Here is a 20,853-nt window from a genome sequence, read left to right as displayed (position 1 = left end):
CATATCTACCGCGTTATTTTTCAATGGGTTAAGTGTGCTGCTATCGGCACTAAAATTCAAGATAATAGCAGTAATCTTGAATTTATAGCGATGAATGTAAATAATATTACGTTTTATGTATTACGTAATTATTGTAATTTTAACCAAACCCTACGAAAATAGCGCTACCAATCTGACAGGGATAAGCACCATGGCTCGCAGCGGGATTCAATACAGTGATGTTCAGCAAGCCATCGACACCCTGCTCGCTCGCGGCGACACCCCTAGCGTGCAACGCATTCGGGAAGTACTGGGAACCGGCAGCTTCACAACAATCAGTGAGCATTTCCGTAATTGGCGTATTGAACGAGAGCAAAATCGCGATGTTCCGCCACCTAAAGGCGTCCCAGAGGTCATCGTTAACGTCGCAACCGAGCTATGGCGCGAGGCGCAAGAGGTCGCCAATCAAGCGCTCGTCCACTATCGTGAAGATGCTAACCGGCAGGTAGAGAGCGCCCAGCAGGAAGCTGCCGAAGCACTTCAGCAAACAGCCAATGCGCAGCAACGAGAAAGCGCCCTTGCAGAGCATTTGCGACATACAGAACAGCGTTTGGAAGCACTTAATCGCGAGCTGGCCGCTAGCCAAGCGAACGAGCATCAGTGGCAGCAACAGGCAGAGCAAGCCAACCAAGATGCTAAGCGATACCAGCAGTTGCTTACCCAGTCGGAGCATGACGTAGCTGCGCTGAAAGAGCGCTTCACTGAAGAGCTGCAACAACGCCAAGCCGCTTGGGAACAGCGCCTTGCTCAGGAAGAACAGCGTAACGAAGCAGCGGAAGGAAAACTGATGGCGTTGCTAGACACGCTAAGACAAGAGCGTGCCCAAGAAGAAAAAGCACTACAAAAGCGCCTGCTCCAGTTCGAGCAGCGCTCAGACAGCTTGGCGAAAGAGCTTCAGCTCAAAAAAGACACGTTGCAGCACTACCAGTTAGACAACAGCAGCTTGCAACAACGTATTGACGAGCTTGAGCGCAACAATATATCGCTACAAGAGCTGCACTCCAGCCTGCAGAGCGAGCTTGATAAAGCCCACCAAGCACTAGAACAGCAGCACAAAACGGCGCTTCAGGACGAAAACTGGCAGCAACAGCTTTGGCAACGAATGGAAGCCCTTCAGGCGCAATTAACAGCCCTGCCCGAGACACTCTCCTCGCAGGATAAAGAAGGCACCTCAACTGACGAGTAATGCATTGCGTATAAAAAAGCCCAGCCCACCGAGCCGCCTTCGTCATTCCCGCAGGCCCTTAGCGGGAATCCATGTTGACCTGGAATTTGGGGCTCCTGCAGGTCAAGGTCAAGGTGGATTCCCGATAACCCCACTCGGGAATGACAGTGCGGTTCACGCTTTGGAAGGTGGTCGCTTTGCTGTATGTGGCTAGTGGATAATGCCAGCCAGCCTTGGCTGACTGGCATTACGCAGATCTACTGGGCATTTTGAAGCGAACACGGTGCCACCAACAGTGCGTTAGCGGTAGTAAGCGTTCGTTGTATCCGTGTGATCGGTCACATCACGGATACCCGCTAGCTCAGGAATCCGCTCCATCAGTGTTTTCTCAACGCCATCTTTAAGCGTTAAATCTACCGCTGCACAACCTTGGCAGCCGCCACCAAAAGCAAGGATCGCCACCTTGTCTTCGGTCAGCTCTACCAGCTTGATTTCACCACCGTGGGCCGCCAGCCCTGGGTTAATCTCGCTGTAAAGCGTGTAGTTGATGCGGTCTTCCAGCGGGCTGTCCGCATTAACTTTAGGCATTTTCGCGTTAGGAGCCTTGATGGTTAACTGGCCGCCCATACGATCCGCGTTAAAATCAACAACCGCCTCGTCTAAAAACGCCAAACTGTTTTTATCGAGAAATACGTTAATTTTTTCAAGTTCAAGCTTAACGTCAGTGGGTTCTTCTTCACCTGGACGGCAATAGGCTAAACATGTTTCCGCGTAAGGCGTGCCGGGTTGGGTGATAAAAATACGTACAGCAATGCCTTCAACATTCTGCTTTTCCAACAGTTCAGCAAGATATTCCTGAGCACTGTCAGTAATATCAATACCTTGGGTATCTGTTTCGATAGTCGCGGTCATAAGGGATGTTATCCTCCCGTGGTTGTGGCTTGGCCACATCACATGTCATTTATAACTATTTCATTAACGCCTATGGTAAGCAAAACTGCTCGCCAGCACAATCCCGACTATTTTAGTAGGCTATTGCCTATGTATATGAGCGCGCCTCATTAAGATACTGCAATAACTTCACGCCCTTACTTGCTGCCCTATGGTGTGCCCTTTGTTATGATAGGCGCCGCTCACACTATGACGACGACTATAAAAAATATCCTTTTCGACTGAGACGCTGGAGACTTCCCCCTGCCATGGCTGCTAGTGATTTGACCGCTTCCCTTACCCAACGCCTTGCCCAACGTATCCTGATTTTGGACGGCGGCATGGGTACCATGTTGCAGAACGCCGAACTCAGCGAAGACGATTTCCGTAGTGACCGCTTTCGTGACTGGCCCTCGGATCTTAAAGGTAATAATGACTTATTAGCACTTACCTGTCCGGACTTAGTGGCACGTATTCACCGAGACTATCTAGAAGCTGGCGCGGATATTATCGAAACCAATACATTTAATAGCACACGTCTTTCCCAGTCAGACTATGGCATGGAAGATTTGGTGCCTGAGCTGAATCGTGAGTCGGCACGTTTGGCGCGTAATGTCTGTGACGCCGTGGCTGCTGAAACGAATATCCCGCGGTATGTCGCTGGGGTACTTGGGCCAACCTCACGCACCGCGTCTCTGTCGCCGGATGTCAACGACCCTTCTAAGCGCAATGTCACCTTCGACGAGCTTCGCGAGAACTATTATGAAGCTGCTAGTGCGTTAATCGAAGGCGGTGCCGATCTTATTATGATCGAGACTATCTTTGACACACTTAATGCCAAAGCCGCTATTTATGCGCTTGAAGAGTTGTTTGATGACCTGAACACGCGGCTGCCGGTGATGATTTCCGGCACCATTACCGATGCGTCAGGTCGCACGCTTTCTGGTCAAACCACCGAGGCATTCTGGAACTCTGTTCGCCACGCTCAGCCTCTCTCAGTTGGCTTGAACTGTGCTCTAGGTGCGGAGGAGCTGCGCCCTTACATCGAAGAGCTTTCCACTAAAGCCGATACCTTTGTTTCTGCGCACCCCAATGCGGGCCTACCCAATGAGTTTGGTGAGTATGACCAAACCCCAGAGGAAATGGCGGCCATTGTCAGCGAGTTCGCGGCAAGTGGACTGGTCAATATTATTGGGGGCTGCTGTGGCTCAACCCCTGAGCATATTCGCGCCATCGCTGAGGCAGTCAGCTCGATGGCGCCCCGCAAGATTGCAAAGCGTGGTCATGCGTGCCGACTGTCTGGCTTAGAACCCTTCAACATTGAAGCCGACGCGCTGTTTGTCAATGTCGGTGAGCGCACTAACGTGACCGGCTCGGCACGCTTTAAGCGGCTGATCGTCGAAGAAGACTTCACCACCGCGCTTGAAGTCGCCTTGGAGCAAGTCGAGAACGGCGCGCAAATTATCGACATCAACATGGACGAAGGCATGTTGGAGTCCCAGGAAGCGATGGTTCGTTTCCTTAATTTAATCGCTGGCGAACCCGATATCGCTCGCGTTCCGATCATGATCGACTCCTCTAAATGGGACATCATCGAAGCGGGCCTTAAGTGCGTTCAAGGCAAAGCGGTTGTTAACTCTATCTCGCTGAAAGAAGGCGAAGCCGCGTTTCGCGAGCAAGCCACCAAATGTCGCCGCTTTGGCGCCGCCATTGTGGTCATGGCGTTTGATGAAGAAGGCCAAGCAGATACCTTTGCGCGTAAAACCGAAATTTGTGAACGCGCCTATCGCTTACTGGTCGATGACATTGGCTTCCCGGCGGAAGATATTATTTTCGATCCTAATATCTTTGCTATCGCTACCGGCATAGATGAGCACAATAACTACGCCGTCGATTTCATTGAGGCTACCCAGTGGATCCGTGAGCACCTACCTCACGCGATGATCTCCGGTGGCGTGTCGAACGTCTCGTTTTCATTTCGAGGCAATAACCCTGTTCGTGAAGCCATTCACTCGGTATTCCTTTACCACGCCATTCGTGCAGGCCTCAGCATGGGCATCGTCAATGCGGGCCAATTGGCGGTTTATGATGACTTACCCGCTGAACTGCGTGATGCGGTAGAAGACGTCGTACTCAACCGCCGTAGCGATGGTACCGAGCGGCTGCTTGACCTTGCCGACAAGTACAAGGGCGATGGCAGCGGCGCCGCCAAAAAAGAAGACCTGGAGTGGCGCAGTTGGCCGGTTAATAAGCGTATCGAGCATGCGTTGGTTAAAGGCGTAACGGCATATATAGAAGAGGACACCGAACAGGCTCGCGCCGAGGCCGCTAGGCCCATCGAGGTGATCGAAGGCCCGTTAATGGATGGTATGAACGTGGTTGGCGACCTGTTTGGTGCCGGCAAAATGTTCCTACCCCAGGTAGTTAAGTCGGCTCGCGTCATGAAGCAGGCGGTTGCCTATCTGATTCCCTATATCGAAGCGGAAAAAAGCGAAGAGACCAAGGCCAAAGGTAAGATCGTAATGGCCACGGTCAAAGGCGATGTTCACGATATCGGCAAAAACATTGTCGGCGTGGTACTGCAGTGTAATAACTACGAAGTCATCGACCTTGGCGTGATGGTGCCCACCGAAAAAATTCTTCAGGCCGCCCAAGACCATAATGCTGACATCATTGGGCTTTCAGGGCTGATTACCCCATCGCTTGATGAGATGGTGCATGTTGCTAAAGAAATGAAGCGCAGAGGCATGGATCTGCCGCTGCTCATTGGTGGTGCCACTACCTCCAAAGCCCATACAGCCGTAAAAATTGAGCCACAATACGATCACCCCGTGATTTATGTAACCGATGCCTCCCGGGCGGTTGGCGTCGCGGGCCGTTTACTGGCGCCGAACCTTAAAGCCGCCTACGTTGCCGAGATTCGCGAAGAGTACGAAAAAGTGCGCGAGCGTAACGCCAAACGCCGCCCTAAAGCCGCAGACCTGGACTATACCCAAGCCCGTAAACGGCGCTTCCGCACGGATTGGAACAGCTTTACTCCAGTTAAACCTCAGGTGTTGGGTCTCAAAACCTTCGACGACTACGACCTTGAAGAGCTGGTTGAACGCATCGATTGGACACCGTTCTTTATGAGCTGGCAGCTTGCTGGCAAGTACCCCAAAATCCTTGAAGACAAGGTGGTCGGGGAAGCTGCGCGCAATTTGTTTGCAGATGCCAAAGTGATGCTGCGCAAGTTAATCGACGAAAAGCGTGTTCAGGCGCGCGGCGTCATTGGCCTGTGGCCCGCCAACAGCGTCGATGACGATGTCATCGAAGTGTATGCCGATGAAAGCCGTACCGAGGTCGTTGAGCGCTTGCATCACATTCGTCAGCAGACCACCAAAGGGCGTGACGGGATCTGCTACAGTCTGGCGGATTTTATTGCGCCTAAAGAGAGCGGCAAAGCCGACTGGATCGGTGGTTTTGCCGTTACCACAGGCCATGGGGTTGATGAACTTTCCAAAGCCTATGAAGCAGCTGGTGACGATTACAATGCCATCATGGTGCAAGCGTTAACCGACCGTTTGGCAGAAGCGTTTGCCGAGCGCATGCACGAGCGCGTGCGCAAAGAGTTCTGGGCCTATGTGCCGGAAGAGACGCTGGATAATGACGCGCTTATTGCCGAGAAATATCAGGGTATCCGCCCTGCTCCCGGCTACCCAGCCTGCCCTGACCATACCGAAAAGGCCACGCTGTTCCGGTTGCTTGATGCGACGGAAAATACCGGCTTGGCACTGACCGAAAATTTTGCCATGTGGCCTGCGGCGGCGGTCTCTGGCTGGTACTTCGCACACCCCCAGTCCAAATACTTCTCCACCGGAAAAATCACCCGGGATCAAGTGGAAGCGATTGCGCAACGCAAGCAGATGCCATTAGTGGAAATGGAACGCTGGCTATCGCCAGTGCTCTCTTACGACCCTAGCTAATGTCAGCAGTGGGCCGCCGCCAAGGTAAGGTCATGCGCTTAGCCTTACCGATCATGCTGGGCATGCTCTCACAGAGCATGCTCAACCTTATTGATGCTGCACTGGTAGGCCATTTAGGCCAAGAGGCATTGGCAGGTGTTGGTATCGGCGGCTATGCCATGTTTATGATGACGGCATTGGTTTTTGGCCTCTCTTCCAGCGTCCAGTCGCAAACCTCTCAAGACCTGGGCGCAGAACACTTCCCGCTAACACGCTCACTTCACTCTGGCTTGCTGATCGCCGTTATGGTCGGCATTCCATTATCGTGTCTCGCGTGGTGGCAGGCTCCCCGGTTAATACAGCTAATGACGCCAGCAGATGACGTGACGGCGATTGCCGTGGAGTATTTCCGCTGGCGCGTTGTATCGTTAGCCGCGATTGCCCTGACACTTTGCTTTCGCGGTTACTGGAACGGACGGCAGCACACGCACCTTTACCTGCGTATTATCGTCATTGTGCATGTGTTCAATGTGGTCGCTAGTGCAGGATTAATTTATGGCATTGGTGGCTTTCCGGCGCTGGGTGCCAATGGTGCAGGTATGGGCACCACGCTTTCGCTACTGCTGGGACTGATTATTTGGGCTTACGTGACGTATAACGCCCACGCACTTACCCGACAGAAGCTGACATTGCGCTCATTACAGACCACACTATTTTTGGCTATCCCACACTCACTGCAACAAGTATGGTTTGCCGCCGGCTATGTGGTGCTGTTCTGGCTATTAGGTAGGATGGGCACGCAGAGTGTCGCTGTGGGCCATGTGCTAGTGAATCTATCGTTGCTACTTATTTTACCTGGCGTTGGGGTGGGTGTGGCGGCAATGAGCTTGGTCGGTGAAGCGTTAGGGCGCGATGATCAACAGGCAGCACACCGCTGGGGAATCGACGCATTAAGCGTCGCTGGCTTGCTGCTGACAGTGTTGGCACTCCCTATGCTGTTGTTCCCGGCCACTGTTCTGGCTATTTTTTTTGAAGATCACTCACTTATTCAGTTAGGCACTCTTCCCTTACAAATTACTGGCTTAATGATAGTGCTGGATGCTGCCGCATTGGTGCTGGCCCAAACGTTAATGGGCGCTGGCGCTCAGCGAACAGTGATGTTGCTTACTTTGAGCATGCAGTGGCTAGTGTTTCTACCACTGGCCTGGTGGGTAGGCATTGAGTTGGAATATGGGCTGCTTGGTGTATGGCTAGTGCAGCTCTTCTACCGTGCGCTCAATTCCAGCAGCTTCTTATGGGTGTGGCAGCGTCGACGCTGGCTAGCTCAAACGCTATGACTTATAAACCTCAAATACCATTTAGCGATAAAAAGATAATTATATATTCTTTTGTAGAATATGACGCCCGCGTTAAGGTGACGGCACATTACCGTCCGTCTCGACGTGACCATTTCGCTTTTAGCAGGATCGTGCCACATGTACCGTTATGATATTCACGACCAAACGTTGGTTGACGAGCGCGTCGCTCAGTTTCGTGACCAAATGGACCGCTACCGCGCCGGGCGTTTGGGAGAAGAAGAGTTTCGCCCGCTGCGACTCCAAAACGGCCTGTATATTCAGAAGCATGCGCCAATGCTGCGAATCGCCATCCCCTACGGCATGCTAGCGGGCAAGCAGCTTCGCGCGTTAGCGGAAATTACCCGCCGCTATGACCGTGGCTATGGCCACTTCACGACTCGGCAAAACTTGCAGCTGAACTGGCCCGCATTGGAAGACGTGCCCGATATTTTGGCAGACCTCGCTAAAGTACAAATGCACGCTATTCAAACTAGCGGCAACTGCATCCGCAATACCACCAGTGACCAGTTTGCCGGTATTGCAGGGGATGAAGTGGAAGATCCACGCCCTTGGTGTGAGCTAATTCGTCAGTGGTCGACCTTACATCCTGAGTTCGCCTACCTGCCACGCAAATTTAAAATTGCTGTCAGCGGTGCCGCCCAAGATCGCGCAGCTATTCAAGTGCATGATATCGGCCTGCGGCTATGGCGTAACGAAGACGGTGACGTCCGCATTAAAGTGCTGGCAGGTGGCGGTCTTGGCCGCACACCGATGATTGGCGACGTGGTGCGCGAAGATCTTCCCTGGCAGCATCTGTTAACGTATTTGGAAGCGTGTGTTCGCGTATATAACCAATTTGGTCGCCGCGATAACAAGTTTAAAGCACGTATTAAAATTCTCGTCAAAGCGCTCGGTATTGAAGAGTTTCGCCGCCGCGTTGACGAAGAGTGGGCGCATCTTAAAGATGGCCCGCAAACACTTAACCAAGCAGCGGTTGATGCGGCCAAGATTCACTTCCCTGAACCAGAGCGCCGTCCGGTTGCTGAGAGCGCCATTGCCGATTTCGAACAGCTACGCAGCGAAAATCGTAGTTTGGCCCGCTTTGTGACGAATAACGTCACCGACCACAAGGTCCCTGGTTATAAAGCGGTGACCCTTTCACTTAAGCGCCGCGAACACGCGCCTGGTGATGTCACAGCGGATCAAATGGAAGCCGTCGCCGACCTGGCCGATCGCTATAGCTTCGGTGAAGTGCGCGTGACCCACGAGCAAAACTTAGTGCTGTCTGACGTTCCCGTCGATGAGCTGGAAGCACTCTGGAAAGAGCTTGATGCACTGGGCATGGCTAATCCAACCGTAGGTACGCTGAACGATATTATCTGCTGCCCTGGCGGCGACTACTGTGGCTTGGCCAACGCGGTCTCGATTCCCATCGCCCAAGCACTGCAGGAGCGGTTTGAAGACCTGGACTTCCTCTATGACCTCGGCCCGCTGGATCTGAATATTTCAGGCTGCATGAACGCCTGTGGGCATCACCACGTTGGCCACATCGGCATCCTCGGCGTCGACAAAAAAGGCGAAGAGTATTACCAAATCTCGATTGGTGGTAACTCAACTGATGATGCCTCGTTAGGTAAAATCCTAGGGCCTTCTTTCTACCGCGAAGACGTGCCGGACGTTGTCGATAAGGTACTTCAAGTCTATGTGGCCGAACGCCACGCAGACGAGCGGTTCCTCGACACCTATCGCCGTATTGGCTTAAAACCCTTTAAGGAGCGTGTTTATGCCCAGCAATGACACTCAGACTGACGCGGTTGAGCTCACGCCAGTACATGTCGACCATCTGATCGCTGATGGTGAACTGGCAGCAGAGAATGCGTGGTGTGTGTCCTATGACGCAGACACGCTCCCTGAACAGCGTCCCGCCTTTGTGCCGCTGGCACTCTGGCAAACAAATCAGGACGATGCCGAGCTAGCACCGCTGCTTTCAAGTGATACCGAGTTAACCACGGAACTTGGCCAGCAGCTAAGCCGTACCAGTGCGATTGCCATCGATTTCCCGGCATTTACGGATGGACGTGGCTACACGCTTGCTCGTTTGCTTCGCGAACGCTACGGCTATACTGGCGAAGTACGTGCAGTCGGTGATGTGTTGGTCGACCAGTTGGATTACATGCGCCGCTGTGGCTTTACCGCCATGGCTCTGCGAGATGATCAGCATCCAGACGACGCTATCCGTGCGTTGAATATGTTTAGTGTTCGCTACCAAACCGATGTTGAGCAGCGTCAAGCATTGTTCGAACGCCGCCTGGCGGACAGCAAGCAGTAACCGCAAACGGTATCGAGATAGACGTAGAAAGATAGAAGTAGAGATAGAAACAGAAAGGGCAGCTCCTCGGCTGCCCTTTTGCTTGATAAACAATTACTCGATAAACAATGGCAGGCTATCCGCGACGTTTTTGCTGGCGCTCACGGTTGTTAGCTTTGGCACGGTCACTTTTACGTAGCATGACCCAGGTGGCACCAAGGCCACCCTCCGCAGGCTGCGCAGAAATATAAGCCTGCACTTCGTCAAACTGGGTAAGCCATTTAGCCAGATAGGAACGCAGGACATTCGCAGGACTATCTATTTCTCGACCTCTCCCATGCACAATGAGCACAGAGCGAAGGTCGTGGAGGTAAGCTTCTTGAATAAACGGGAACAGCATTCTGCGGCACTCTGCCAACGGCCGCCGTAGCAGATGTAGCTGGGCCTGAACACTGTAACCACCATGCTTCAGTTTATCGACCACTCCTTGCTGAATACCCTCCCGGCGGTATTCAATCGGATCAAAGGGCGGCAACAAGTCGACAAAATCATCGGATAAGAAATTACGCTCTTCCAGACGCTGCTCAGCACTTTCACGACGAGCAAGCTGGGCCTCTGTAGGCCGCTGGCGCTGGGTACCTGTATCTGCGCGGTTATGCTTGGTTAACGGCTTTACATCGCCGACCAACGCACTGAAATCCATCTCATCACGAAGTGATTGATTCATAACAGGCTCCTCTGACAGGGTCTAATGCCTCTATCCTAGCAAACCCGCCGACATTGCTTAAGACTTGTTTTCATTAACATCTAACGCCACGCTGATAGCCAACATCATCAAAGGAGTGGGCATGGTTTGGTTAAAACGTTTGATCGCGTGTAGCGCAGCACTACTAATCGGTGCTGCAGGTTGGCTTTGGCTGACAATGCTGAGCCCGTGGTTTTACGAGCGCCCCTCCCACTTGCCGATCATTGAAGAGCGAACCCACAGTGTCTTCGTCTATGGCACGCTGCGCTATCTTCCTGTGCGCTGGGTGGTGATGGGCAGTTCAGGCAACCCACAACCTGCACGTCTTGAGGGCTTTAAAAAACAAGGCCTGGACTTGACTCCCGATACCCATAGCCATGTAGAAGGGTTACGGCTAGAAGTCACTGCGGATCAGCTATTGCGCTTGGATCGTTATGAGCGCCTAGGTATTCGCTATGAGCGGGTCAAACAAACGCTAACGGACGGTTCAACCGCATGGGTTTATCTACGCCTGCCCACGCTTAGCCAATTGCTTAACGCATCTCCTGTACAACCGGTAGCTCTGGTACCATAAGCAGACAACGCAGTGCCCTCTTTACGTCGTTATTTCTAGGATACCTCATGAGTGATTCCACGCCGTTTGTTTTAATTCTTTACTATTCGCGCTCAGGAGCCACTGCGGATATGGCAAGGCAAATTGCAGCAGGTGTCGAAAGCATTACGGGGATTGAAGCGCGGCTGCGCACCGTTCCCCCTGTCTCCACAACCTGTGAAGCCGTTGATCCCGAAATTCCAGCAGAGGGAGCGGTTTATGCAGACCTCGAAGATTTGCGCAACTGCAGCGCGTTGGCACTGGGTAGCCCAACACGTTTTGGCAATATGGCTGCGCCGCTTAAGTATTTTCTAGATACGACCAGTAGCCTATGGATGAATGGCGCGTTGATTGATAAACCTGCCTGTGCGTTCACATCCACTTCCAGCCTCCACGGTGGCCAGGAAAGCACGCTTCTTAGCATGCTAATTCCGTTACTGCATCACGGCATGGTCTACGCCGGCATCCCCTATAATGAAACCGCCCTTCTCAGCACCCAAACCGGTGGCACTCCCTACGGGGCTAGTCATGTTGCCGGTGCGCGAAGTGACCGCTCTGTCGACGAGCACGAGCGTGCACTGTGTCTTGCTCAAGGCAAGCGGTTGGCTAGGCTTGCGCGAGCGCTGCATAAAATGCGCCAGGAGGAAGCGGCATGAGGCAGTGGTTAGAAGGTCTCGAGACTCGCCATGGACTCGATAAGCTCACACAGCAAGCAAGGCAATTAGTGCTCGTCAGCTTTGTCATTCTGCTGCTGCTAGTTATCTATCGTGGCTTTTTTATTCAGGGTGATACCTTTAACTGGCGTCCTGTGGTCGCATTTGTACTGCCACTCTTACTATTCCTACCCTCTATCATTGGTCAGCGAGCCAGAGGCCATGCTTGGTTAGCATTTGTCAGCCTACTGTACTTTACTCAAGGCACTATGCTGGCAACTCTACCCGGCCAAGGGGTTCGCGGTGTGCTGGAAGCGGTTGTATCGCTGGCACTATTTACTGGCTGTATGGCGTACGCACGTTTTCGCAGTCGTCAACAGCGCCAGGAGTAAGCTTAGATAACGCTCTGTTTGCTAGGAATATCAGTAGGGATAAAACCACAGCCAGCCACAAACGCCCGCCGCAACTAAAAAAGCACCTAGCGCAAACAGGCGATGCTTAGTTCGGTGGGCAGGTTTTATATCAATCGGTTCACTGTTGAAATGTTTGATCCCCGTCACCATCGCAGCGACTAAATTTTCTCCTTGCAGAGCATGCACAATGATGCCCGCAATATGGATGCCTATCAGGATAAGCAGCACATCACTATTGAGTGAATGCAAACTGGCTAGCTCGCCACTTATGTCTCGGCCCAACAAACCGTAAAGCGGGCCCTGAAAGAAGATATCGTCACTCAAAAACAGTCCACTGACTGCCTGAAAACTCAGTGAGAGCAGCAAAAGAACGACCATCCAACCACCCAGGGGGTTGTGGCTCGCGTAGCGAGGTGCGCGTCGCTTGAGCAGCGCATTCGCATAAATTGCCGTATCTGTTGGCCCATAAATAAACGTACTAAAGCGAGCATAGGCAGGGCCTGAGACGCCCCATATCACGCGAAATATCAATAAACCAATAATGAGGTAGCCTGCTTGGGCATGAGCCTCAATCGGAAACAAAAACGGTACACCATCGGTTTTCGCGGTGTAAAACGAAATGATCACCGCTGCCAGCAGACACCAATGGAATAAGCGTACAAAGACGTCCCAAACGGCCAGCTGTTTTCTTTCATTCTGCATTACGTTGCCCTTTATCTTCTATTCATACATTTTCTCATTTCTTCAATGTTTCTGATATAACGCATTACAGAGCACAGTCGACGCGTTATACAATCAAGCAACTTTGCATTACCCGTAACGCCATCAACCTCTCGGCTGGGCTTCTAAATAGAGCTTGTCAGCAAAGCTTAGAGACAGGGCTTGAGCTTTACCGAAAGACCAGCGACCATGAACAAAATTTAAAGGGAGCAGTATTCAATGACACGCAATATAGCTGACATTAGGCGCGATTATGAAGGTGGCCGCCTTGATGAAGCCCAAGCCCCCGACAATCCCTTTGTGCTGTTTGATGAGTGGTTTAGCCTAGCGCTGGAAGCAGAAGGACAAGACGGTAACGCAATGACCCTTGCTACGGTAGACAGTCAGGGGCGCCCTCATGCCCGTGTCGTTCTGCTCAAGGGGTTTGACGAGCAAGGCATGGTGTTTTTCACCAACTACCATAGCCACAAAGGTAGCGAGCTGAGCAACGTACCTTTTGCTGCCATCACCTTTTGGTGGCCTTCGCTGTCACGGCAAGTGCGCATCGAAGGTCCCGTAGAACAAGTGGCACAAGAAGAGTCTGATGAATACTTCTCGAGTCGGCCACGTGGTAGCCAGTTGGGTGCCTGGATTGCTACCCAAAGCGTTGTGATCCCTGATCGCAATTGGATTGAAGAGCGGCAAAAACGCTTTGAACAAGCCTACGAAGGACAAGATATTCCACGTCCGAATCACTGGGGCGGCTATCGAGTTAATCCTGAAATGATTGAGTTCTGGCAGGGGCAACCCAGTCGTCTTCACGACCGCCTACGCTTTGAACGGCGTGACGGCGGCGATTGGAGTCGCTTCCGCTTAGCTCCTTAATTAAGAAATCCATTAATTTAGTGGCTTCTTAATTTAGACATTTCGTCACTCGCTTTTACCCATCCCATGAATGAGCCTGCCTCTTTTGAGGCAGGCTCATTTGTGTCAGCAATAGCCTAGTCAGGCTGGCTCTCCAACCGGTGACGCTGCCATTCGCTTTCAGGCTCGTTCAACCTGAGCACGGCATCAATCACCTGCTCTTCCATGTTATAGCGACACCTAAAGCCCAAGTGCTTCATCAAGGCGCGCATGGGATGGTTATCTACCATAATTTTGCCGATCATTTCGAGCGTACCAATGTTGGTGCAGTAATCGATCATCTTGTTCATTAACAGGCTACCAATACCCAGCCCCTGCAAGTCGTCACGGATAATGACCGAAAATTCCGTGCGAATATTATCGGGATCATTCCATACCCGAACGACACCCAACATCTCTTTACTCCCGTCATCGTGCTGATGTTCGGCAATAAAGGCCATCTGTCGGTCGTAGTTGATATGCGACAGAATCGACAAATCACGCTGGGTTAGGTTGGATTTATTGTGGAAATAACGAAAACGAATGCTCTCCTCTGATAACTGTCGGTGGAACGTCGTAATCAGAGGCGCATCTTCCGCGCGGATGGGGCGAACCTCTACCCGCCATCCATTTGTCAGCGTTACCCATTCACGTAGCTCTTCAGGGTAAGGCATGATGGCAAAACGCGCCGGCGGCCCTAAATCCATGGCAAAATCCACTGCTAACATCCCATCACGATTCAGCAGCAAAGGATTGAGTTCAAGCCCCCTCAAGTCGCCCAAGTCAGAAGCCATTTGGGATAGCTTGACCAACAGTTGGCAGAGCCGCTGGATATCTCGTTCGGGGTCGGCCGAATGCTCGCGAATCAATGAAGCCGCATGGGTTCTACCCACCACGTCAGCGGCCAAGCTCATGTTCAGCGGTGGTAGCGCAATCTGACGATCCGCTAACACGTTCACTTTATAGCCACCTATCCCGAAAACAATCAGTGGACCGAACACAGGATCACGAGTGATCCCGGCACAGATCTGCATTGAGTGTTTACCACGCTGCATTGGCTGCAAACAGTATTCGCGAATAGCATATTCGGGGAATTTGTCGCGCACTTTATCGCCTAGCTGACGGATCCCTTCGGCCACTTGCTCCGGCGTTTCTAAATCTTGCAGTAGGCCCGCGGATATTTTATGGGGGTGTTTCCGGTAGCGGTAAGGGCGGCAATTGCCCTCGTGAATGACTTTTAGCGCCTTAGGCCCTGGGAAATGATCCGCCATCGCTAAGGCATCTTCCGGATTAGCCAAATAGACACTAGGTGCGGCAGGAATGCCATAGGCTTCTAGCACTTGGGCCGTTTCGGAATGGGTCAACGTTTGTCGCCCCTCCGCTTTGGCATTTTTAATCAGCGCGCGACACTCCGCACGAATCTCTGCGCTGGTGGAAAAAGGTAAGCTAGGCGGAATTTCATGCAGCAGCGCCTGAACACGCTGATAGTCCACCATATGCATAAATGCTTTCACTGCCTTTTCCGGCGATGTATAGGTGGGTATACCCGCCAAATTGGACACATGCCTAGCATTCAGGGCTTCCTTCAGCCCCATCCAACTCGTTAGTAAGTTACGTTTAAATGTCTTTCGATGATCAATCAGCGCCTGAGCGGTGGCCAATGAAGGCGCTAAACGAGTAGGCGCGTGAACCACCAGTACGGCATCCACATTTGGATCGGCAGTGACAATTTTTAGCGCTTCTACAAAACGCTCTGGCGTCGCGTTGCCGCCTAAATCCACTGGGTTCTCACCGGGTTTGCTCATATCTACCTGGCTTTTATGCAGCACCCGCTGGGTCTCTTCGCTAAACTCCGCCAGTTTACCGCCCGCACTTATCAGTTTATCGATCGCCAGCATGGCAGGCCCTAAGCCATTGGACACAATAGCCAATCGGTCGCCGCGAAGCGGCTTCATGCGCGATAAGGTTTCCAGCGCATCCAGCAATTCATCGTAATCATTGACGCGAACAACGCCCGCCCGTGCAAAGGCCGCGTCAAACACCACATCACGATTAGCAATACCTGGTGTGGGGGCCATACCCGAAATATCTGACTGCGGCGTTCGCCCACTCTTGATGGCGACGACCAAGCGGTTACGCGATGCATCACGCACGGAGGTCATAAAGTGCTGAGCATCCATCACGCGCTCAAGGTGCAGCAGAATCGCTTGCGCTGGGGAAAACTGATTCACATAATCAATCAAATCTGGCAATAGAACATCAACACTGTCACCGACCGTGATCAAGTGTGAAAAACCAACATCGCGGCCTGCAGCCCAATCGATCATGGCATTTGCCAACATGCCCGATTGCCCTAAATAGGCCACTTTGCCCGCTTGAACTGGCTGGCTGGCATAGGAAGCATTCAGTTTCTTCCCAGGCACAATCAGCCCCATGCACTCGGGCCCTAGCACCCGGATACCCGACTCTATCGCCGACTGCAACATACGTTGCCGGATTGAGCCTTTGTTGCCCGTCTCACGATCAAGGTAGGCACCACCGGAAAGCACCAACGCAGCTTTAACGCCAAACTGCCCAAGTTTTTTGATAAGACTAGGAACACCATCGATTGGGGAACAGATAACCGCTAAATCAGGGATTTCTGGCAGTTCATTCACGGTGCGGACGCAATCCACGCCGAAGACTGTGTCATATCCTTTCAGATTGACCGCCCATATTTCCCCCCTAAAACCGCCCTCTTGGAGATTACTGAGCACTAAACCACCCAACGAGGCTGGCTTTTCAGAGGCACCGAACACGGCCACTGTGCGCGGTTCGAAAAAATGATGCAAAAAACGTGTGCTCACGAATGCGTCTCCCCTGAAATTAATAACCACTGTGTACGACTTATTGACACTGTCGCGCAAGCCCCTGAGACGATTAAGGTGGCGATATTGTCTTCGGAGCGCTTGCATGATTACTGCCTACCTTACTCACCCAGACTGCGCATTGCACCATATGGGGCCTGAGCACCCTGAAAGCCCTCAACGGCTTGAAGCGATTCGTGCGCGCCTATCTCTAGCAGGCCTTCTTCAACAAACCATGCAGGCGGACGCCAAAGAGGCGTGTGACGAGGCGTTAGCAAGAGTTCACCCAACAAGGCACCTTAATGCGTTAGCAAAGTGTCTGCCGAAAGAAGGCATCGTTACACTCGATAGCGACACAATGATGAACCCCGATAGCCTAAAAGCGGCCAGAGTGGCCGCAGGAGCCGTCATTCGCGGAGTTGATCAAGTGTTTAAGCGCCAAGCTGACAACGTATTTTGCGCAGTACGGCCGCCAGGGCATCATGCAGAAGCGGCTGATGCGATGGGGTTTTGCTTCTATAACAACATTGCCGTCGGTGCGGCCCATGCAAAAGCAAAATATGGAGCTAAACGCATCGCAATACTCGATTTTGATGTTCATCAATGCAACGGCACGATTGATATCTTCAAAAATGATCCAGAGGTACTGGTGTGCACGAGCTTCCAGTATCCGTTTTACCCCTGGCGATATTTACGCAGTGAATGGCAAAATGTGGTCAATACGCCGCTGGAAGTAGGCACTGATAGTAAAGAGTTTAGACGCATTATCGAACGACAGTGGCTTCCCGCTCTCCATGCGTTCAAACCAGACTTAGTCATGCTTTCTGCAGGCTTTGATGCTCATCGCGACGACCCTATGGGAGACATCTGTTTAGAAGATGAGGACTTTTATTGGATAACCCACTTAGCAATGGAGATTGCAGCCCTCTATGCAGAAAACCGAGTAGTTTCAGTACTTGAGGGGGGATATAACCCGAAAACGCTCGCTAGCGGTGCAGAAGCTCACTTAAAAGCGCTATTGGGTTTGCCCTTTACGGATGTTCCATGACGTATGCCACTCACTATTGTGAAACGTCATGCGACGGCGACCTTGATACAGAGCGTCTGTGATAACATGCGGTTTTATTGACGTTTACTCACGTGGCTTTTTATGACCGCTACTACTGAAGAGCATGCTGCGCTGCGCATAGCCTCTGGGCGAAAGCCCTTTGTCGAACCTTTACGCCTGGGGGAACGTTTAAAACAGATTCGCCTTGCTAACCAGTGGACATTGGAAGACGTCAGCCAGCGCACAGGCTTAGCACGTTCAACACTCTCTAAGATCGAAAATGACCAAGTGTCGCCTACGTTCAGTGTGGTTCAAAAACTTATTACCGGCCTGAACATCGACCTGCCCCAGCTATTTACGCCGCCGAAGCGTGAGCGCTATACCATGGGGCGTAGAGATCTTACCCGTAAGGGCAAGGGCCAAGTGCACCCTACCCCTACCTACGAGCATGAGCTGCTCGGACATCAGCTTGCTCAAAAGCGCATGATTCCTTTTAAGACCATTGTTAGAGCACGCAGCTTTGATGAGTACCATCAGTGGGTTCGACACGACGGTGAAGAGTTTTTGATGATTTTAGAAGGCGATATTTTGTTATACACAGAATTTTATGCGCCACTCATGCTCGCCGAAGGCGATAGTATTTATTTTGATAGCGACATGGGGCACGCTCTTGTTTCTACCAGCCCAGAAGATGCGGTCGTACTTTCTGTTTGCACACGAGGCGACTCGGTCTAACGCCCACATATTCGTGCTGCTAAAACTAACAAAAATAGCTATAAACAGTTTGTGGGCTTAGGAAGGCCAGCGATGCGAGCAATACGCTTTGGTGGACTCCCCGGAAACAGCGTCATTAGATAAATTGAATTCCCCTTCTCATCACCCAGCGCCTGTTTTGTGGCTTTCACTAAGGGCCGCATTGCAGGCGCCATTTCATACCGACGATAAAAATCGCGCACCAGCTGAATAATTTCCCAGTGTTTTTCTGTGAGAGTTAACCCTTCATCCTCAGCGAGCAACTGAGCAACCTCATCGCTCCACTGATCCTGTTTAACGAGATATCCCTCAGGATCTAGTTGGATCTTTTGCGACGAATCAAGATAACGGTATAAACTTTGATTACTCATATTCAATACCAGGAAATGATCTTTTCATTTTGCTCAGTCAACCTAATAAAGCCATCCATCTCTATCAAAGGCAGCCCATGGCTTGTGGCAACAGAGTGAACCCCTCTTGCAATAGCATCTTCAGCTAGCAAAAAAATCGACGCTGTATTGACTGCCCAGCCTTGCCATTCAGGATAGAGCGCAGCCTGCACGCCGTCTTCTATCAGCACAACAGAATCGCCATTGCTGAGTGCGTTGAGCATTTGCACAGCAGCATCGCTATGGGGAGGTTTATTCAGAATATGCAGCATAGTTATTGGCTACTCTGCTAAAAATTGAGCGTAAAATTAAAAATTAAGAACATAATTATAACGCTGGAACAGGTCTGGCACGTCTGAAGCCGGGACTAGGGTAACTCCCTCAACCAGCTGATCAGTGGCTATATTGAAGGCTTGTAGGGTCTCGGTAGGGACTAATAGGTTTTCTATATCGTACATTTCTAACATATTAATTGTCGGTAGCGTGGCTTTTTGGCCTGGCGCGCCAACCTGTTGCTCTTTGAGTAACGCGAATATCCCCTGCCCTAAAAACAGCAGATCAACCGCTTGCCCAAAGGCAGCAGACACTAGCGCAACATCCAGCCCTTCCCGCAACTCATTTGAGCTATAGGGCGCATGTCGTATAACGATAAGTCGCTCATTTGCTTCAGCCATCTTAGTCCTACCTATCTACTCCGGTCGCCCTGTTTTCAGCCCTGTTCTCACTACTAAGCAAACGTAATCAAACGATCACAGCGCTGCTGTAGCTCAAGCAGTTGCCCTAGCCCCGTTAATTCAAAGGGTGGCTCAAGATTGAAGTTCACTTGCCCGTGCCGCTTTGCTTCTGCTTCACTCACCACACCACGGCGTAACGCCGCCGCGATGCATACATCTAATGCCACCCCGTGCTGATGATGCAGGTCAACCCAAGCGTCTCGCATATTGAGCTCATCCTGTGGAGGAGTCATTAGTCGAGAGGCATTATGAACGCCATCTTGATAGAAAAAAACGCCCTTGATGTGGTGTCCTTCATTTAGCACTGCTTGGGCAAATCGCAGCGCGGAATGAGGGGCGGCACTACTATACGGCGCCCCCATGACCAATAAGCCATACTCCATCGGATTATCTCGATACAGTCCGCCCTAAAAAAAACAGACCCTAGCAAGTAGGGTCTGTCGCGATAGTACTGCAGGGGTTGATCAGTCGTTGCTCATAATGCCTAAAATCGAGAGCAGACTGATGAACAGGTTATAAATGGAAACATAAAGCGTAATAGTTGCGAGAATGTAGTTGGTCTCTCCCGCCCGGTGAACAATTTCACTGGTTTGGTAGAGGATCGCCGCTGATGCAAACAGCACAAAACCAGCGGAAACCATCAATGAAAGCGCAGGAATGTTGAAGATCAGCCCGGCTACCATGGCCAAAATCAACACAATGGCACCAGCCATTAGGAAATTACCTAAAAAGCTGAAGTCTTTCTTGGTGGTTAATGCAACCGCAGAAAGGCCGATAAACGTCAAGCCAGTCATTGCCAATGCATTCATTATCAAAGCGCCACCGTTAGGCAACGTAAGATAGGCGGAAATGATTGGGCCAAGCGTGAAGCCCATAAATCCGGTGAATGCAAAAGTCGCCAACAAGCCAGCTGCCGAATTGGCCGTTTTGTGAACCAGGAACATCAGCCCGTATGCACCGATAAAGAACACAAAAATGTTCATTTGTTGGATGCCCATTGCGACAGAGGCACCAGCGGTGACCGCAGAGAATAGCAATGTCATGGCCAATAGCGCGTAGGTGTTACGCAGAACTTTATTAGCGCTAACACTACTTACTTCGCTGCGCGCTTGCGCTCTCGCCGTGTTCGAATCGTTAAAAGCCATTTATCTATGCTCCCTAATGGTAATACTAACAACGGACAAGGATGCCGTTACCAAGTTCCAGACGCAAGTATTTGTCTTCCACGCAAACAACTGCTTTTTAAGGCACTTGCTCCTCAAGCGTTGACTATGCTTAACATTCCACACCACTTTGGACATAGAAATGCGCTATAAAATTCCCCTGACTGTGCCACATTTGGCGTGATTACCTTC

General features: G+C 51.5%; 20 protein-coding genes. 11 read left to right on the top strand and 9 right to left on the bottom strand.

Translation table 11 applies throughout. From position 1 onward, the window contains the following. The first annotated feature begins 190 nt into the window (after positions 1-190). Positions 191-1,225, top strand: coding sequence for a DNA-binding protein (locus NF683_RS17030; RefSeq protein ID WP_253920510.1), 1,035 nt, complete (start codon positions 191-193; stop codon positions 1,223-1,225). Between the two features lie 279 nt (positions 1,226-1,504). On the opposite strand, the gene nfuA is transcribed toward NF683_RS17030, so the two are convergent. Then, positions 1,505-2,116, bottom strand: coding sequence for a Fe-S biogenesis protein NfuA (nfuA, locus tag NF683_RS17025; protein WP_038484241.1), 612 nt, complete (start codon positions 2,114-2,116; stop codon positions 1,505-1,507). A gap of 287 nt (positions 2,117-2,403) precedes the next feature. On the opposite strand from nfuA, the gene metH reads away from it, so the two are divergent. From metH to NF683_RS17005, 4 genes are all read left to right on the top strand, one after another. Further along, entirely contained in the window at positions 2,404-6,099 is a 3,696-nt protein-coding gene (gene metH, locus NF683_RS17020; RefSeq protein WP_253920509.1) for a methionine synthase, read from the top strand. Then, positions 6,099-7,415, top strand: coding sequence for an MATE family efflux transporter (locus NF683_RS17015; protein WP_253920508.1), 1,317 nt, complete (start codon positions 6,099-6,101; stop codon positions 7,413-7,415). Before metH ends, NF683_RS17015 begins: the two co-directional genes overlap by 1 nt. Positions 7,416-7,553: 138 nt before the next feature. Beyond that, positions 7,554-9,212: a nitrite/sulfite reductase gene (locus NF683_RS17010; RefSeq protein ID WP_089038372.1), complete on the top strand. Its 1,659-nt coding sequence runs from the start codon at positions 7,554-7,556 to the stop codon at positions 9,210-9,212. Next, on the top strand, positions 9,199-9,744 hold the full coding sequence (locus NF683_RS17005; protein WP_253920507.1) for a DUF934 domain-containing protein: 546 nt from the start codon (positions 9,199-9,201) through the stop codon (positions 9,742-9,744). Before NF683_RS17010 ends, NF683_RS17005 begins: the two co-directional genes overlap by 14 nt. 115 nt (positions 9,745-9,859) lie before the next feature. Here NF683_RS17005 and smrA read toward each other — a convergent pair whose 3' ends face one another. After that, a complete protein-coding gene (smrA, locus tag NF683_RS17000; protein WP_253920506.1) occupies positions 9,860-10,450 on the bottom strand; it encodes a DNA endonuclease SmrA in 591 nt (196 codons plus the stop codon). Positions 10,451-10,571: 121 nt separating this feature from the next. On the opposite strand from smrA, the gene NF683_RS16995 reads away from it, so the two are divergent. The 3 genes from NF683_RS16995 to NF683_RS16985 are packed head-to-tail and all read left to right on the top strand — an operon-like array spanning position 10,572 to position 12,105. Beyond that, the gene (locus NF683_RS16995) at positions 10,572-11,042 is read left to right on the top strand and encodes a gamma-glutamylcyclotransferase family protein (RefSeq protein ID WP_253920505.1); all 471 of its coding nucleotides are present in this window, start codon (positions 10,572-10,574) and stop codon (positions 11,040-11,042) included. 47 nt (positions 11,043-11,089) lie between these two features. Next, entirely contained in the window at positions 11,090-11,716 is a 627-nt protein-coding gene (gene wrbA / locus NF683_RS16990; protein WP_253920504.1) for an NAD(P)H:quinone oxidoreductase, read from the top strand. After that, on the top strand, positions 11,713-12,105 hold the full coding sequence (locus NF683_RS16985; protein ID WP_095602928.1) for a DUF2069 domain-containing protein: 393 nt from the start codon (positions 11,713-11,715) through the stop codon (positions 12,103-12,105). The genes wrbA and NF683_RS16985 overlap by 4 nt, the downstream gene beginning before the upstream one ends. 30 nt (positions 12,106-12,135) lie before the next feature. Here NF683_RS16985 and NF683_RS16980 read toward each other — a convergent pair whose 3' ends face one another. Next, positions 12,136-12,828 (bottom strand): cytochrome b/b6 domain-containing protein, encoded by a 693-nt coding sequence (locus tag NF683_RS16980; RefSeq protein WP_253920503.1) that lies wholly within the window; start codon positions 12,826-12,828, stop codon positions 12,136-12,138. Between the two features lie 237 nt (positions 12,829-13,065). Between NF683_RS16980 and pdxH the strand changes: the two genes are divergently transcribed. After that, complete coding sequence (gene pdxH / locus NF683_RS16975; RefSeq protein WP_253920502.1) at positions 13,066-13,710, top strand: pyridoxamine 5'-phosphate oxidase; 645 nt, start codon at positions 13,066-13,068, stop codon at positions 13,708-13,710. A 116-nt stretch (positions 13,711-13,826) separates the two neighbouring features. On the opposite strand, the gene NF683_RS16970 is transcribed toward pdxH, so the two are convergent. After that, the gene (locus NF683_RS16970; RefSeq protein WP_253920501.1) at positions 13,827-16,574 is read right to left on the bottom strand and encodes a bifunctional acetate--CoA ligase family protein/GNAT family N-acetyltransferase; all 2,748 of its coding nucleotides are present in this window, start codon (positions 16,572-16,574) and stop codon (positions 13,827-13,829) included. A gap of 106 nt (positions 16,575-16,680) precedes the next feature. Here NF683_RS16970 and NF683_RS16965 point away from each other — a divergent pair, with 106 nt between their 5' ends. Together NF683_RS16965 and NF683_RS16960 are read left to right on the top strand one after the other, a co-directional pair. Beyond that, positions 16,681-17,622: a histone deacetylase family protein gene (locus tag NF683_RS16965; RefSeq protein WP_089038363.1), complete on the top strand. Its 942-nt coding sequence runs from the start codon at positions 16,681-16,683 to the stop codon at positions 17,620-17,622. A 102-nt stretch (positions 17,623-17,724) separates the two neighbouring features. Further along, positions 17,725-18,357, top strand: coding sequence for a helix-turn-helix domain-containing protein (locus tag NF683_RS16960; RefSeq protein WP_038484202.1), 633 nt, complete (start codon positions 17,725-17,727; stop codon positions 18,355-18,357). Between the two features lie 38 nt (positions 18,358-18,395). On the opposite strand, the gene NF683_RS16955 is transcribed toward NF683_RS16960, so the two are convergent. The 5 genes from NF683_RS16955 to NF683_RS16935 form a co-directional block, all read right to left on the bottom strand. Next, positions 18,396-18,746, bottom strand: a complete 351-nt coding sequence (locus tag NF683_RS16955) for a TusE/DsrC/DsvC family sulfur relay protein (protein WP_253920500.1) — start codon at positions 18,744-18,746, stop codon at positions 18,396-18,398. Between the two features lie 2 nt (positions 18,747-18,748). Then, complete coding sequence (tusB, locus tag NF683_RS16950; RefSeq protein WP_253920499.1) at positions 18,749-19,036, bottom strand: sulfurtransferase complex subunit TusB; 288 nt, start codon at positions 19,034-19,036, stop codon at positions 18,749-18,751. A 36-nt stretch (positions 19,037-19,072) separates the two neighbouring features. Next, positions 19,073-19,438, bottom strand: a complete 366-nt coding sequence (locus tag NF683_RS16945; protein WP_193060427.1) for a DsrE family protein — start codon at positions 19,436-19,438, stop codon at positions 19,073-19,075. Positions 19,439-19,491: 53 nt separating this feature from the next. Next, positions 19,492-19,881: a sulfurtransferase complex subunit TusD gene (gene tusD, locus NF683_RS16940; protein ID WP_089038358.1), complete on the bottom strand. Its 390-nt coding sequence runs from the start codon at positions 19,879-19,881 to the stop codon at positions 19,492-19,494. A gap of 81 nt (positions 19,882-19,962) precedes the next feature. Continuing rightward, on the bottom strand, positions 19,963-20,643 hold the full coding sequence (locus NF683_RS16935) for a Bax inhibitor-1/YccA family protein (protein ID WP_253920498.1): 681 nt from the start codon (positions 20,641-20,643) through the stop codon (positions 19,963-19,965). Positions 20,644-20,853: the final 210 nt, after the last annotated feature.

The sequence above is a fragment of the Halomonas sp. MS1 genome, from assembly GCF_024182575.1.
GTDB lineage: Bacteria > Pseudomonadota > Gammaproteobacteria > Pseudomonadales > Halomonadaceae > Vreelandella.
The sequence above is the reverse complement of the archived record's forward strand: the minus strand, read 5'-3'. Positions and strand labels throughout refer to the sequence as shown.